General features: G+C 72.7%; 13 protein-coding genes and 1 pseudogene. 8 read left to right on the forward strand and 6 right to left on the reverse strand.

Annotation, left to right across the window (positions count from 1 at the left end; genetic code table 11):
- The first annotated feature begins 65 nt into the window (after positions 1-65).
- The 5 genes and pseudogenes from E1294_RS11620 to E1294_RS11640 all read left to right on the forward strand — a co-directional run bounded on the left by E1294_RS11620 (position 66) and on the right by E1294_RS11640 (position 6,711).
- Complete coding sequence (locus E1294_RS11620; protein ID WP_132507682.1) at positions 66-1,373, forward strand: aspartate aminotransferase family protein; 1,308 nt, start codon at positions 66-68, stop codon at positions 1,371-1,373.
- A gap of 199 nt (positions 1,374-1,572) precedes the next feature.
- A pseudogene (locus tag E1294_RS57980) lies at positions 1,573-1,914 on the forward strand (iron chelate uptake ABC transporter family permease subunit); the annotation flags it as partial.
- On the forward strand, positions 1,911-2,963 hold the full coding sequence (locus E1294_RS11630; RefSeq protein WP_132507684.1) for a FecCD family ABC transporter permease: 1,053 nt from the start codon (positions 1,911-1,913) through the stop codon (positions 2,961-2,963). The pseudogene E1294_RS57980 and the gene E1294_RS11630, both read left to right, overlap by 4 nt.
- Positions 2,960-3,796, forward strand: coding sequence for an ABC transporter ATP-binding protein (locus tag E1294_RS11635; RefSeq protein WP_132507686.1), 837 nt, complete (start codon positions 2,960-2,962; stop codon positions 3,794-3,796). The genes E1294_RS11630 and E1294_RS11635 overlap by 4 nt, the downstream gene beginning before the upstream one ends.
- Positions 3,797-3,909: 113 nt before the next feature.
- On the forward strand, positions 3,910-6,711 hold the full coding sequence (locus E1294_RS11640) for an AfsR/SARP family transcriptional regulator (protein WP_132507688.1): 2,802 nt from the start codon (positions 3,910-3,912) through the stop codon (positions 6,709-6,711).
- Positions 6,712-6,747: 36 nt separating this feature from the next.
- On the opposite strand, the gene E1294_RS11645 is transcribed toward E1294_RS11640, so the two are convergent.
- From E1294_RS11645 to E1294_RS11655, 3 genes are read right to left on the reverse strand one after another with little or no spacing between them, the layout of a single operon-like run.
- Entirely contained in the window at positions 6,748-7,740 is a 993-nt protein-coding gene (locus E1294_RS11645; RefSeq protein WP_132507690.1) for a pyridoxal-phosphate dependent enzyme, read from the reverse strand.
- 51 nt (positions 7,741-7,791) lie between these two features.
- Positions 7,792-8,484 (reverse strand): alpha/beta fold hydrolase, encoded by a 693-nt coding sequence (locus E1294_RS11650; RefSeq protein WP_132507692.1) that lies wholly within the window; start codon positions 8,482-8,484, stop codon positions 7,792-7,794.
- Positions 8,485-8,486: 2 nt separating this feature from the next.
- A complete protein-coding gene (locus E1294_RS11655) occupies positions 8,487-9,287 on the reverse strand; it encodes a DinB family protein (protein ID WP_132507694.1) in 801 nt (266 codons plus the stop codon).
- Positions 9,288-9,358: 71 nt separating this feature from the next.
- Here E1294_RS11655 and E1294_RS11660 point away from each other — a divergent pair, with 71 nt between their 5' ends.
- Complete coding sequence (locus E1294_RS11660; RefSeq protein ID WP_132507696.1) at positions 9,359-10,321, forward strand: helix-turn-helix transcriptional regulator; 963 nt, start codon at positions 9,359-9,361, stop codon at positions 10,319-10,321.
- Positions 10,322-10,339: 18 nt separating this feature from the next.
- On the opposite strand, the gene E1294_RS54430 is transcribed toward E1294_RS11660, so the two are convergent.
- From E1294_RS54430 to E1294_RS54440, 3 genes are read right to left on the reverse strand one after another with little or no spacing between them, the layout of a single operon-like run.
- Positions 10,340-11,188 (reverse strand): tetratricopeptide repeat protein, encoded by an 849-nt coding sequence (locus E1294_RS54430; RefSeq protein ID WP_246082954.1) that lies wholly within the window; start codon positions 11,186-11,188, stop codon positions 10,340-10,342.
- Positions 11,188-12,273, reverse strand: a complete 1,086-nt coding sequence (locus E1294_RS54435) for an NB-ARC domain-containing protein (protein ID WP_220447682.1) — start codon at positions 12,271-12,273, stop codon at positions 11,188-11,190. Before E1294_RS54435 ends, E1294_RS54430 begins: the two co-directional genes overlap by 1 nt.
- A gap of 5 nt (positions 12,274-12,278) precedes the next feature.
- Positions 12,279-12,743: an AfsR/SARP family transcriptional regulator gene (locus E1294_RS54440; protein ID WP_220447683.1), complete on the reverse strand. Its 465-nt coding sequence runs from the start codon at positions 12,741-12,743 to the stop codon at positions 12,279-12,281.
- A 137-nt stretch (positions 12,744-12,880) separates the two neighbouring features.
- Here E1294_RS54440 and E1294_RS11670 point away from each other — a divergent pair, with 137 nt between their 5' ends.
- On the forward strand, positions 12,881-13,462 hold the full coding sequence (locus E1294_RS11670; RefSeq protein WP_132507698.1) for a dihydrofolate reductase family protein: 582 nt from the start codon (positions 12,881-12,883) through the stop codon (positions 13,460-13,462).
- Between the two features lie 76 nt (positions 13,463-13,538).
- Positions 13,539-13,835 (forward strand): DUF3817 domain-containing protein, encoded by a 297-nt coding sequence (locus E1294_RS11675; protein ID WP_132507700.1) that lies wholly within the window; start codon positions 13,539-13,541, stop codon positions 13,833-13,835.
- The last annotated feature ends 117 nt before the right edge of the window (positions 13,836-13,952 follow it).

Raw genomic sequence — 13,952 nt, forward strand, 5'->3', positions numbered from 1 at the left:
TCCGTATCAAGCGGCATGCTTGTCACGGACAGCGTCGTCTCGCGCGCGGGGAGAAAGGGTTGGCGATGGACAACACGTTCTGGGACGAGGCGGACCGCCTCCTGATCCGCTACGGAACCGGCTTCACCCCGCGCGTCATCGAACGTGCCGCAGGCGCGCACGTCTTCGACCGCCAGGGCAGGCCGATCCTCGACTTCACCTCGGGGCAGATGAGCTCCATCCTCGGCCATGCGCACCCCGACATCGTCGCGACGGTCTCGTCCGCGGTCGCGACGCTGGACCACCTCTACAGCGGCATGCTCAGCACGCCGGTGCTGGAGCTCGCCGGCAGGCTTGCCGCGACCCTGCCCGCCGCACTGGGCAAGACGCTGCTGCTCACCACAGGGGCCGAGGCGAACGAGGCCGCGATCAAGATGGCCAAGCTCTCCACCGGCCGCTACGAGATCGTCTCCTTCGACCGCTCGTGGCACGGCATGACCCAGGGGGCGGCCTCCGCGACCTTCTCGGCGGGCCGGCGCGGCTACGGCCCGCCGACACCGGGGAACCTGGCCCTGCCCGCGCCGAACGCCTACCGTTCGCCGTTCCGGTCCTCCGACGGGTCACACGACTGGGAGGCCGAGCTCGCCTACGGCTTCGCCCTGGTCGACCAGCAGTCGGCCGGAAGTCTCGCCGCCTGCCTCATCGAGCCCGTCCTGTCCTCCGGCGGGATCATCGACCTGCCGCCCGGATATCTGCGCCGCCTCAAAGACATGTGCGACGAACGCGGGATGTTGCTCGTTCTCGACGAGGCGCAGACCGGTCTCGGCCGCACCGGGACGATGTACGCCTTCGAGCGCGACGGGGTCACCCCCGACATCCTGACGTTGTCGAAGACGCTCGGATCCGGGCTGCCCGTGGCGGCCGTCGTCACGACCGCCGAGATCGAGCAGCTCTGCCACGACCGGGGGTTCCTCTTCTACACCACACACGTCTCCGACCCGCTGGCGGCCTCCGTCGCGCTGACGGTCCTCGACGTCATCGACCGCGACGACCTCGTCGTACGTGCCGCCCGGCTGGGCGCTCAGCTGTCCGAGCGGCTGCTGGCGCTGCGCGACACGTACGAGGTCGTCGGCGATGTCCGCGGTCGTGGCCTGCTCCAAGGCGTCGAGCTCGTGAGGGACAAGCAGAGCAAGGCGCCCGCCGACGCGCTGGGCAGCGCGGTCACCTCGGCCTGTCTCGAACGGGGCCTGCACATGAACATCGTCCAGCTGCCGGGCATGGGCGGCATCTTCCGCATCGCCCCGCCCCTCACGATCAGCGAGGACGACCTGCACGCGGGCGTCGACATCCTCGAGGCGTCCCTCAAGGCCGTGCTCGACACCGCCACCTGGTGACGCCCATCGACGACATCTCCGCCGCGGCCCCCGCGCTCAGCGCGTCGGCGTCATGGCCGGCGGCACGGAGGCGAAGCAGCTCGTAGACGCGGCCCACGCCGCGTGCGCTCGCCCACAGCCCGGCGCCCGGATCGACAGAACGGTGGAACATTCCGCTCGCGAGAATGTCCTGGATCGCCGCTCACGCGAGATGGTGCACCTGGGTGAGCGGGAGCCGGCTCGCCGGCGGCAGCCCTACGGGGCTTCCGTCCGCCAGGACGGGGCCGCCGTCGCGCGGCACCCGTACGCGCGGGACACGGGTGTTGCGGACCATGTCCTGGCGGGCCAGCCCCCGCGAGTCGCGAATCGGCAGGTAGCTCGCCCCGGCCGGCAGCGCACGCCGTTCTCCGCCCTGGCCGGCGCGTCGCTCCTGACCGCCGCCGACGTCGTCGGCCGTATGGTGGCGCGCCCCGCGGACGTCGAGGTGGGCATCGTGACGGCGCTGATCGGCGCCCCGTTCTTCATCCACATCGTCCGCCGCCAGAAAGTGCGTGACCTTTGAGCAGCCCCGCCGCCACCCGGCCGCCCGCCGTCCAGGCCGTGGCGCGTGGCCGCCGCCGGCATGCCTCCCGCCGCCGCCTCGTCATCCTGACGCTCGCGGTGCTGGCCGTCGCCGCGTTCACCGTGACCCTGATGGCGGGGAAGACGTTCTACCCGCCCGGCGACGTGGTCCGCGTCATCCTCGGCGAGCAGGTCCCCGGGGCGTCGTTCACGGTCGGGCGGCTCCGCCTGCCGCGGGCCGTGCTCGCCGTGGTCTCCGGGTTCAGCTTCGGGCTGGCGGGCGTCACCTTCCAGACGATGCTCCGCAACCCGCTGGCCAGCCCCGACATCATCGGCATCAGCTCGGGAGCGAGCGCCGCGGCGGCCATCGCGATCGTGTCGCTGTCTCTCGGGCGGACGCAGGTGTCCATCCTCGCCATCGTCTCCGCCCTCGCCATCGCCATGCTGGTGTACACGCTGGCGTTCCGGGACGGTGTCGCCGGCACGCGGCTCATCCTGATCGGCATCGGGATCTCCGCGATGCTCGACAGCATCACGTCGTACGTCCTGTCCCGGGCCGCCGAATGGGACCTCCAGGAGGCCATGCGCTGGCTGACCGGCAGCCTCAACGGCACGACCTGGGAACAGGCCCTGCCCGCCGCGGTCGCGCTGGCCGTTCTCACTCCCGTCCTGCTGTCCCAGGCACGCAACCTGTCGGCCATGCAGCTCGGCGACGACACCGCCGCGGCCCTCGGGGTGCGCGTCGAACGCACCCGCGTCACGGTGATCGTCGCCGCCGTCGGCCTGATCGCCTTCGCCACGGCGGCCGCCGGGCCGATCGCGTTCGTGGCGTTCCTGTCCGGCCCCATCGCGGCCCGGATCGTCGGCGCGGGCGGCTCGCTGCTCGTGCCCGCCGGGCTCGTCGGCGCGCTCCTCGTGCTCGTCGCCGACTTCGCCGGTCAGTTCGCGTTCGACGCGCGTTACCCGGTCGGCGTCGTCACCGGCGTCCTCGGGGCGCCGTACCTCGTCTATCTGATCGTCCGTACGCACCGGGCCGGAGGCTCGCTATGACCACGTCACACTCCCTGGCGGCCGAGGGCGTCACGCTCGGCTACGGTGACCGCGTCGTCGTCGAGTCGCTCGACCTGGCCGTGCCGCCCGGCCAGATCACGGTCATCGTCGGCGCGAACGCCTGCGGGAAGTCGACGCTCCTGCGCTCCCTGTCGCGGCTGCTCTCGCCCCGCGCGGGCCGGGTCGTCCTGGACGGCAAGGAGGTGCACCGCATGCCCGCCAAGAAGCTGGCCCGTACGCTGGGGCTGCTCCCCCAGTCGCCGCTCGCGCCGGAAGGCATCACCGTGCTCGACCTCGTCGGCCGGGGCCGCCACCCCCACCAGAGGATCCTGTCCCGGTGGGACGACCAGGACGACGCCGCGGTGGCGGCCGCGCTGGAGGCCACGCGGACGACGGACCTCGCCGACCGCCCCGTCGACGAGTTGTCCGGCGGCCAGCGACAGCGGGTCTGGATCGCCATGGCGCTGGCCCAGCAGACCGATCTGCTCCTCCTCGACGAGCCCACCACCTTCCTCGACGCCAGCCACCAGATCGAGGTCCTCGACCTGCTGACCGACCTGAATCGCGACCGCGGCACCACCATCGTGATGGTCCTGCACGACCTCAACCTCGCCGCCCGCTACGCCGACCACCTCATCGCGCTCGCCGACGGCCGCCTGCACGGTGCCGGCGCCCCCTCCGAGGTCCTCACCGAGGAGCGCGTCCGCGCCGTCTTCGGCCTCGACAGCCGCATCATCGACGACCCCATCTCCGGCCGCCCCCTCATCCTCCCCATCGGCCGCCACCACGTGCGGCCGCAGCCGGTCCGCGAGCTGGAGGGCGACCGCGGCTGAGCCGATCGGCACGGGGTCGCCGCGGACGACCTGCGGCTTGGCCGGTGGCGCCCGCATCCACGGTGGAGAGCTCCCATAATGGCCTCACCGAGCGAGGGACGGGAGCACCCCCTATGAGGCTGGAGATCAAGGTTCTTGGGCCGTTCGAGATCACAGTCGACGGCGAGCCGCTGAAACTGGCCGGCGAGCGCCGGATCGGGCTCCTGGCCCGGCTGGCCATGAACGCCGGACAGCCGGTCTCCACCGAACGGCTCCTCGCCGATGTCTGGGGCGAGAGCACGGCGTCCACCGCCGGCAAACAACTGCACATCGTGGTGTCGAAGCTGCGCGAATTACTGGACGACGACCTCATCGCGACCGTCTCCGGCGGCTACCGGCTGGACCTCGCCCCGGAACACGTCGACGCCCACCTGTTCTCCCGCCTGGTCCGCCAGGCTCGGGAGACCCGGGACCGGGGTGACGGCACGACGGCGAGCAGGATGTTCCAGCAGGCCCTCGGCCTGTGGCGGGGCGCCGCGCTGACCGGCATGACGTCCACCTGGACGCAGATCGAGGCCGCCCGTCTGGAAGAAGAGCGCCTCACGGCTCAGGAAGACCACGTCGACCTGCGCCTGGCCACCGGCGAACACCAGGAGGTGGCGGCTGAGCTCGCCGCGCACGTCAAGGCACATCCCCTGCGGGAACGCCGCCGCGCACAGCTGATGCTGGCGCTCTACCGGGCCTCCGGGCCGTCCGACGCGCTCGCGGCGTACCAGGAGGCCCGGCGCGTCACGATCGACGAGCTGGGCGTCGAGCCCGGAGCCGCGCTGCGCCGGCTCCAGCAGGCGATGCTGGCCAGGGACCCGGTGCTCGACCTCACCTCCCAGAAGCCCGACGCGACGGGCGTCTCGGCCGAGTTGCCCTCCGACACGCGGGTCTTCACCGCCCGGGCCACCGAGATCGCCTGGCTCGACAAGGCGGTCGCCGACGCCGCCCCCGGCGCGCCGGCCATCGCCGCGATCGACGGCGCCGGCGGCATCGGCAAATCTGCCCTGGCCGTCCACGCCGCCCACGCCATCGCCCACCGCTTCACCGACGGCGTTCTGTACGTCAACCTGAACGGGGCCGCCGCCGGGCTCCAGCCGCTGCAGCCCATCGAAGCGCTCGGCCAGTTGCTGCGCTCCCTGGGCCTGGACGGCTCAGCCGCGCCTGCCGACCTGGGGGAGGCCGCGGCCCGCTACCGTTCCCTCACGTCGAACCGCAACCTGCTCATCATCCTCGACAACGCCCGCCACGCCCACCAGGTGCGGCCGCTCATCCCCGCCGGCGAGGCCTGCGCGGTCATCATCACAAGCCGGCAGGCCATGGTCTCGCTCGACAACGCGAGCCATCTCCACCTGACCGGGCTCGACCACGCCGACGCCACCGCCCTGCTCGCCCGCATCGCCGGCCCGGGCCGCATCCAGGCCGAGCCGCACGCCGCGGAGCAGATCGTACGGCTGTGCGGCGGCCTCCCGCTGGCCGTCCGCATCGCGGCGGCACGCCTGGCCGCACGCCCTGACTGGACGCTCTCCTACCTCGCGGACCGCCTCACCGACGCCGCCCGCCGCCTGGACGCACTCGAACACGCCGACCTGGCCGTCCGCGCCTGCATCGCCGTCAGCCACCACCACCTTCGCGAAGAGCCCACCGGCCACGACGCCGCCCACCTGTTCACCTTCCTCGGCCTCCTCGACACCCCCACCTTCACCCCGGCCGCCACCGCCGCCCTGGTCGACTGGCCGGAGTCCCGAGCGGAAGCCGCGCTCGACCGCCTCCTCGATGCCCGCATCCTCGATCCCACGGGGCCCGGCGGCTGCCGGATGCACGATCTGGTCCGTCTCTACGCCCGCGAGCAGGCCGCCCTCGACATCCCCGCCCACGAACGCGCCACCGCCGTCGGCCGCAGCCTCCACCACTACCTGGCCACCGCCCAGACCGCCAACCTGCTGATCGACCCCAGCACGAACATGGATCTCTACCCTGCCGACAGGCGCGGCGTCGGCCTGCCCTCCGTCGAGGCGGCGATCGAGTGGGCAGGGAAAGAGCGGGACAACCTCCTCGCCGCCGCCCACCAGGCTGCCGGCGACGCCTGCGCCCCCGGCACCGCGCTCGGCCTCGCGCACGCCGTCCACTGGCTCTTCTGGCGCAAGGGGTGGCTAACCGAACTCCCCGGATTGTTGCGGAAGTCGCTGGACATCGCGGAGCGGTGTGGCGACTGGATGGGCCTGGCCGTAGGGCACTCGGGCATCGGCGCCGTCTTTCAGGAACAAGGGCACTTCGCGGCCTCGGTCCATCACCTCAACGAGGCCCTCGCCTGCTGGGATCGCACGGACCAGCCCCTCCGCAAGGCGGGCACGTACAACGACCTCGGCGTCACGTACACCATGCTCCAGAGGTTCGACGACGCGCTGGCCGCCTTGGACAGCAGCCTCGCCATGACCCAGGAAAGCGGCCGGCGCGACCACGAGGCGTCCGTCCGCAACAACCGCGTGCACGTCTACTACCGGCAGCTGAGGTTCGACGAAGCGATCGAGGAGGCTCACCTGGTCCTGGGCCTCTGGGCCGACCTGAAGATCCCGTCGGGGGAAGGGATAGGACAGGACACCTTCGCCGACGCCTGTCGCGTGGCGGGCCGGCTCACCGAGGCGGTCGACCACTATCGCAAGGCCATCCGGCTCCAGCACGAGACCGGCCAGTGGCTCGGGGAGGCGGTGTCCTGCTGGTGGCTCGGCCAGACGCTGTACGACCTCGGCCGGCACGACGACGCGCGGGAGTCGTGGCGGCGGTCGCTGCGCCTCTTACAGGACGCCAACCTCCTCGCGGCGGAGGAGGTCCGCCAGATCCTCGCGCAGCCCGTGCCCGACGTCCCGCTGCCCATCAGGAACCAGCTGTGAGACGCCGCCCTCAAGCGTCGGGAACGTGCGCCCGGGTCAGGGCCCGCACAACGCGGCGAAGCGCCGGGCGTCGACGTTGCCGCCCGAGATGACGACGCCGACCCTGCCGCCGACCCGGGCGTCCCCACTGCCGGGCAGTTGCTCCACGCGCCCCGCGAGCAGGGCCGCCAGGCCGCCGGCCCCGCTCGGCTCGACGACGATCTTCAGGCGTTCGAAGGCGAAGCGCATGGCCTGGCGGATCTCGTCGTCGGTGACCAGCGCGATGGCCTCGACCAGACGCCGGTTGATCGAGAAGGTCAGCTCGCCCGGCGTGGGCACGGCCTGGCCGTCGGCGATGGTACGCGGCACGTCGATGGTGATGCGCCGGCCCGCCTCCAGGGAACGTTTGGTGTCGTCACCGGTCTCCGGTTCGACGCCGATCACGCGGATGCCCGGGTGAAGGCCCTTGGCAGCGGTGGCGCAGCCGGCGATCAGACCGCCGCCACCCACCGGGGCGAGGAGCAGGTCCAGCCGCCCGGCGTCCTCCAGCAGCTCAAGGGCCACCGTGCCCTGCCCGGCGATCACGTGCGGGTGGTCGTAGGGCGGGATGAGGGCCAGGCCCCGCTCGGCGGCGAGCTCCGCGCTGAGCGCGGTGCGGTCACCGGTGTAGCGGTCGTAGGTGACGATCTCGGCGCCGTAGCCGGCGGTCGCCTCTATCTTCGACGGCGGGGCGTCCTCGGGCATGAGGATCACCGCGGTGGTGCCGAGCTCCCTGGCGGCCAGGGCGACGGCCTGGGCGTGGTTGCCCGAGGAGTAGGCCGCGACGCCCTTGGCCAGTTGCTCGCGCGGCAGGCGCGAGGCGGCGTTGTAGGCGCCGCGGAACTTGAACGCGCCCACGCGCTGGAAGTTCTCGCACTTCAGGAACACCTCGGCGCCCACCAGCTGATCCAGGGTCCGTGAACGCAGCACCGGGGTGCGGTGCGCGACGCCGTCGATCCGGGCCGCGGCGTCGCGGACGTCGTCCAGAGTGACCGGGGGAATGGACGTCATGCGATGTCTCCCTTCGAGATGTGACACGTCGAGCCGGTCGCCGCCGCTTGATCAGCTCCCGGTCTCGGCGGCAGCCTCGGCGAGGAGCCTGGCGACTTCGGCCGGCCTGGTCATCATGGGCCAGTGGCCCGAGTCGATGTCGACGAGGTCGACGTGCTTGGCCCTGGCGAGCTCGGGCAGGTCGCCGGCGTCGAGCCACTCCTGAGCCTGGGCGGGGGTGTACTCAGGGCACACGAGGACGACCGGGACGTCCCACCGTCGCTCGTCCGTCAGGCGTACCACCCCCTTGGACACACCCTCGGGCACGGGGATCGCGGCGGCCGCGAAGCGCAGCCTGGCCTCCTCGTCGAGGTCGGCGGAGTCCGGCCCCTCGAACGGCCCCCAGCCGGGGAAGGGCATGGCACCGTCCTTCAGCTCGAAGAAGTCGGCGTAGCGGTCGCCGTCGGCGGCCGGGAAGCCACCGACGAGAGCGACCTTGGCGACCTGCTCCGGCCGCGCGTCGGCGGCCAGCCACGCCAGGGTGCAGGCGGCGGAGTGCCCCACCACCATCGGCCTTCCCGAAGCCGCGTCGACGGCGGCGAGCACCGCCGCCACCTGGTCGTCGAGCGTGGCCGAGACGGATCCGTCGCCCTGGCCCGGGAGGGTGACCGGCACGGGTCGGTGACCGAGCGCCCTGAGCTCGGGCACGACCTCGTCCCACGCGGATCCGTCGAGCCACAGGCCGCCGATGAGCACGATGTCCATGTTCAGTCTTCTTTCTCCAGTGCGGTCAGATCACGTTCGGCATAGAGCCGGTGTTCCCATTCCTCGGTGAGGACGGTGTCGAGACATCCCTTGAAGGGGACGTTCTCCATCCGCGGCCAGCCGGGCTCGGTGCACGTCACCTTCGAGGCGAGGTGCTCGTCGGTGAGCGACTCCATGACGCGGCGGACCATCGCCTGGCGTTCGCGCCGGACCGCGAGCACCTCGTCGAGCGAGGGCCGCGCATCGCGCTCCCGCAGGATGCCGTCCCACCCGGACGCTTCGTCCCACGGCAGGTCCAGCGGGTGCCACGGCGAGGCGTCACCGAGGATCATCCGGCCCACCCAGGCGGCACTGGCGAAATTGAGGTGCCGCAGGGTCTGGATGAAGGACCACTCGTCGTCGACGCCGCGGTGAGGCGCCGCTTCCGGGAACGTCCGCGCACGCGCGACCGTGCCCTCCCACAACCGCTCCAGGATCGCCCACGCCTCGCGGAACCCGTCGCCGTCGCCGGGGCGCATCTTCTCCCGCTCGGGCATGCGGCGGTCCAGTTCGGCCTCGACGAGCGGCGCGATGTCGACGCCGTTCACGACGACGTTCTTCAGCTCGCCGCTGATCTCGACGTCGACCAGCTCGACACCGCGCCAGCGGCTCGCGTTGAACATGGCGCCGCGAATCTGGGCCCCACGAAGGTCGACGGCCCGCATGCCGGCGTCGTTGAGGGACACGTGGGTGAAGGTGGCGTGCCGGAGGTTCACGCGTTCGAAACGCGCTCCGGTGAGGTCCTGCTCGTGGAACTCCGTCATGTGACCTCACGATAGGACCGATTCCGGACGATGTACTTCCGCTTCATACCGTGACCACCTAGTCTGCTCGTGTGCCGGCCGACCTCAGCCCAACCGCGCGAGCCCTGCGTACCCTCGAAACCCTCCAGGCCCGCCCCGGCGTGACGGCCGGGGAGCTCGCCGCCGGCCTGGGAGTCACGGAGCGGGCCGCGCGCCGGTACGTCGGGATCCTCAGGGAGGCGGGCATCCCCGTCGAGTCGGCCAGGGGCCCCTACGGCGGCTACCGGCTCGGGCGCGGGACACGACTGCCTCCGGTCGCCTTTACCGAGCCCGAGGCCCTGGGCCTGGTCATGGCGGTGCTCGACGGCCAGCCGGCCGCCACCGACGCCGACGACCTCGTCGGCGCGGCCCTGAGCAAGGTCATCCGGGCGCTACCCGAGAGCGTCGGCCGGCAGGCGGCGGCGCTGCGCGAGCACGCGGCGGCCGCGCCCGACCCGCAGTCCGCCCGTCCTGACCCGGCCACCACCGGCACGCTCGTCGCCGCCGCCGCGAGCCGGCACCGCCTCGTGATCACCTATCGGAGCGAGTCCGGCGACGAGTGGGAGGCCGGCGTCGATCCCTGGGCGGTCGTCGTCCGCCACGGGCGCTGGTATCTCCTGTGCCACTCCCACCGCGCGGACGCGATCCGCACCTACCGGGTCGACCGCATCCACGCCGTCCGGCAGACGGCGTACACGTTCGAACCGCCCGGCGACCTCGACCCGGTCGCGGCGCTGGAGGAGAACCTGGGCACGGGATGGAAGTTCCCCACCCGCGTGGTGTTCGACGCTCCGCCCGCTGAGGTGGCGCCCTGGATCCGGCCCCCCATGGGACGCCTCGAACCGTCGGGCGACGGGTGCGTGCTCACCGGGAGCACCGGCAATCCGGCGATGTACGCGCAGGAGTGGCTGGCCTGCGTGCCGTTCGCCTTCCGGGTCGAGGGCGGGCCGGAGCTCCGCGCCGCGGTCGCGACGCTCGCCTCGCGTTTCGCCGCCGCCGTGGCGGACCGCCCCTGACCCGGCGCCCGCGAGGCGTCACACCGGTCCGACGGCGCCAGGGAAAGCGTCAGAGAAGGCACCTGAGAAGGTGCCGGCGGCGGACCCGTCAAGGGTGGCCAGCTGGACGCGGATCCGGTCGGTGGTCGAGGGGTCGAGGTCGCCGAGGAGAAGGTGGGCATGACGCCAGGGCTCGCGGGCGGCCGCGTGGTCGCCGGCGAGACGGTGGCAGGCGCCGAGGTGGGCGAGGGTGCTGGCCTCGGCGTACGGGTCGCCGAGCGCCCGGAACAGGGCGAGCGCCTGGTGGTGGCAGGCGATCGCGGCGGCGGTGTCGCCCAGCCGGAGGTGGGCGTCGGCGAGGCACGACCACGCGTGGGCCTCGTAGGGCCGGTTGCCGAGCTTCTGATGCAGGGCCAGGGCCTGCTCGCACAGGTCACGCGCCTGACCGTGGTCTCCCAGGCGGCCGTGGTGAAGACCGAGATCGGTGAGCACGATGGCCTGGCCTGACCGATCGCCCAGCCGGTCGAAGAGGTCGTGGGCGCGGCGGGCGGCATCGAGCGCGTCGGCGTTCCGGCCCTGGAGACCGTACACGTGCCCGCGATAGTGGTGTGTCCACGCCTGGTGGGCCGGGTCGTCACGTGATCGTTCCAGTGCGGCGTCGAGGTTGTGGTGCGCGTCGTCGAAGCGGCCCAGGTCGGCCAGCGCGGCGGCCAGGTTGCGGCGCACACGGATCTCTTCCGCCCGGTCGCCCAGCCGCCGGGCGGCGGCCACGGCGGCCCGCTGGGTCTCGGCCCGGTCGTGCCAGCGCCCCCGCCGGTGCAGGTAGACGAACAACGACCGGGCCAGATCGCAGACGTGCCGGTCAAGCCCCAGGTCGGCGGCGAGCATCAGCACGGTGAGCAGAGCGGGGCGCTCGGCCGTGAGCCAGTCCAGCGCCTCGTCGGGCCCCTCGAAGCCGGTGACGGAGACACCCGGCCCGGACGCCGCGGGGGCTCGATCTCGATGGGCCCGTGGAGGTGCAGCGCGGCGGCGTACGCGGTGTGCGCGTAGTGGTCGGCGTCGCGGCGCAGCGCGGCGTCCCGGTCGTCGTCGCGGGCCAGGCAGAGCTCGGAGGCGTAGGCGCGCAGCAGGTCGTGGCACGAGTAGCGGCCGGGGGCGTGCTCGGCGAGCAGGCTGGCGCGGGTCAGCTCGGCCAGCGGCGCCCGCACGCGCGAGACCGGGACACCCGCCAGGCTGGCGATCGCGGCGATCGTGCAGCCCGGACCGGGATGCAGCCCGGCGACCAGCCGGAACAACCGCGCCGCCGCCTCGTCGCAGAGCGTCTCGTACGACCACGAGAAGATCGCTCGTACGTCGGCGGCACGGTCGAGCGCGCCGAGGGCGTCCCGGAGCTCGCCGGCCAGTTCGCCGAGCGGATGCGCGGGATGGATCGCGGCGCGGGCGGCGACGATGGCCAGCGCCAGCGGCAGCCCGGCGCAGCGGCGGACGATGGTGCCGGCGGCCTCGGGATCGGCGGCGATCCGGTCATGGCCGAGCCGGCGGGCCAGCAACCGGCCGGCCTCGTCCGGCGGCAGCAGGTCGAGGGTGAGCGGATGCGCGCCGTACGTCATGACCAGCCCGGCGAGGTGGTCACGGCTCGTGACCACCACCAGGCACCCCGGCGCGCCGGGCAGCAGCGGAGCGACCTGGCCGGCGTCGCGGGCGTTGTCCAGCACCACGAGCATGCGCCGCCCGGCCAGCAGGCTGCGGTAGAGCCCGGCCCGCGCGGCCGGTCCGTCCGGCATCCGGTGCGGCGGCACCTCCAGCGCGCCGAGGAACTCGCGGACGGCCGCCTCCGGTCGTACGGGCTCGCATGACGGGTCGTATCCGCGCAGGTCGGCGTAGAGCTGGCCGTCCGGGAACGAGCCGGCGACCCGGTGCGCCCAGTGCACGGCGAGCGTGGTCTTCCCGACGCCGGCCGTGCCGGCGATCACCGTGATCAGCGCCGGCCTTGACCTCGGCTCGTCCGGCGGGCCGAGCAGCGCGTCGAGCGCCGCCAGCTCGGGCTCCAGCCCGGCGAACCCGTCGCGGCGGCCACCCGGGACCGCTCGGCCACCCGGTCGCGCGCCGCCGCGGCCTCGTCGAGCAGGCGGCCGAAGCGGAGCGCGTCCACGCGGTCAGGCTCGGTGGACAGCAGGTAGCCGCCCGGCGTGGCCACGATCAGCCGGTCCGCGGAGGTCCCCAGGGCGCGGCGCAACCGCTTGACGTTCGTACGGACGTTGGCCCGCGGGTCGCCGCGCGGATCGGTGCCCCACACCGCGTTCGCCAGCCTGTCCACCGGGACGGCACGGCCCGCGGACATCGCCAGCACGGCCAGCAGCGCCCGCAGCCGCCCGGCGGGCAGCTCGACCGGCCGCCCGGCCACCGAGACGCGCAGTTGCCCGAGCAGCTCGACGGTCAGCACGCGGATCGTTCCCCTCTCCTGGCGGCGGCGAGTTTCACCTGACTGACACGACACTGCCACCGCGCTCCGCCAAGCTGGCGAGCGTCCCGCCCCAGGTGCAGCACACGGGAGCGGACTCTACCGAGGAAGGAACGGTCATGAGCAAGGTCATATCGGGGGTCTCGATGTCGTTGGACGGGTTCGTCACCGGGCCGAACGTCACCCGCGAGCAGCAGCTGGGAGACGGCGGCGAGGTCCTGCACAGGTGGGTGCACGAACCGCACCCGCTCGACACCGAGCTGCTGGACGGGATGCGCGAGGGTGCCGGCGCGCTGTTGATGGGCCGGCTCTCCTACGACCTGGCCGAGGGCGACGGAGGGTGGGGGTACGGCGGCCCGGCCGGCCCGGTGCCGTGCTTGGTGCTCACCCACAACCCGCCGGCCCCGGAGACGGTCCGGGCGCCGTCGGTCTTCAGCTTCGTCACCGACGGCGTCCACAGCGCGGTGGAGCGGGCGAAGGAGGTGGCCGGAGGCAAGGCGGTCGCCGTGCACGGTGCCAGCGTCGCTCAGCAGTGCCTGGCCGCGGGCCTCATGGACGAGATCCAGATCCATCTGGTCCCGGTGCTGCTCGGCGGCGGCACCCGGCTGTTCGAACATCTGGGCGGCCGGTTCGTGCTGGAGCGCGTCGCGGTGATCGACAGCCCGAACGCCACCCACCTGCGCTACAAGGTGATCCGTTAGGGCCGCCTCCCGAGGTGACGGGTTCGTGCTCTACAGCCTGTAGAGTACGAACTCCGTTCGGGCGAAAGGTGAAAGCATGCTGCGTTGGTTCCGGGTCGTGGCGGTGGCCGAGGCGTGCTCGTGGGCAGGGCTGCTGGCCGGGATGTTCTTCAAATACGTGACCGCTTCCGGTGAGCTCGGCGTTAAGATCTTCGGGCCGATCCACGGGGCGATGTTCGTGTTGTACGCGCTCGGTGTGGTGCTTTCTGCGCGGGAGGCGGGCTGGAGCCGGGGCGCCGTGGTGCTGGGCCTGGCGTGCTCGGTGCCGCCGTTCACCTCGCTGTGGTTCGAACGCCGGATGGCGGCGCGCGCGGCGGTCGGCCAGGCCGCCTGACCGGGCCGGTCATCGGCGGCGCCGGGGAGCCGGTTCCCCCACCGAATAGGGGTGTCTTGAATATTTCTTCAACTTCGCCGATCTCGGCACCCCCGCGACAGGTCATGTGAAACGCGG

The sequence above is a fragment of the Nonomuraea diastatica genome (assembly GCF_004349015.1).
GTDB lineage: Bacteria > Actinomycetota > Actinomycetes > Streptosporangiales > Streptosporangiaceae > Nonomuraea > Nonomuraea diastatica.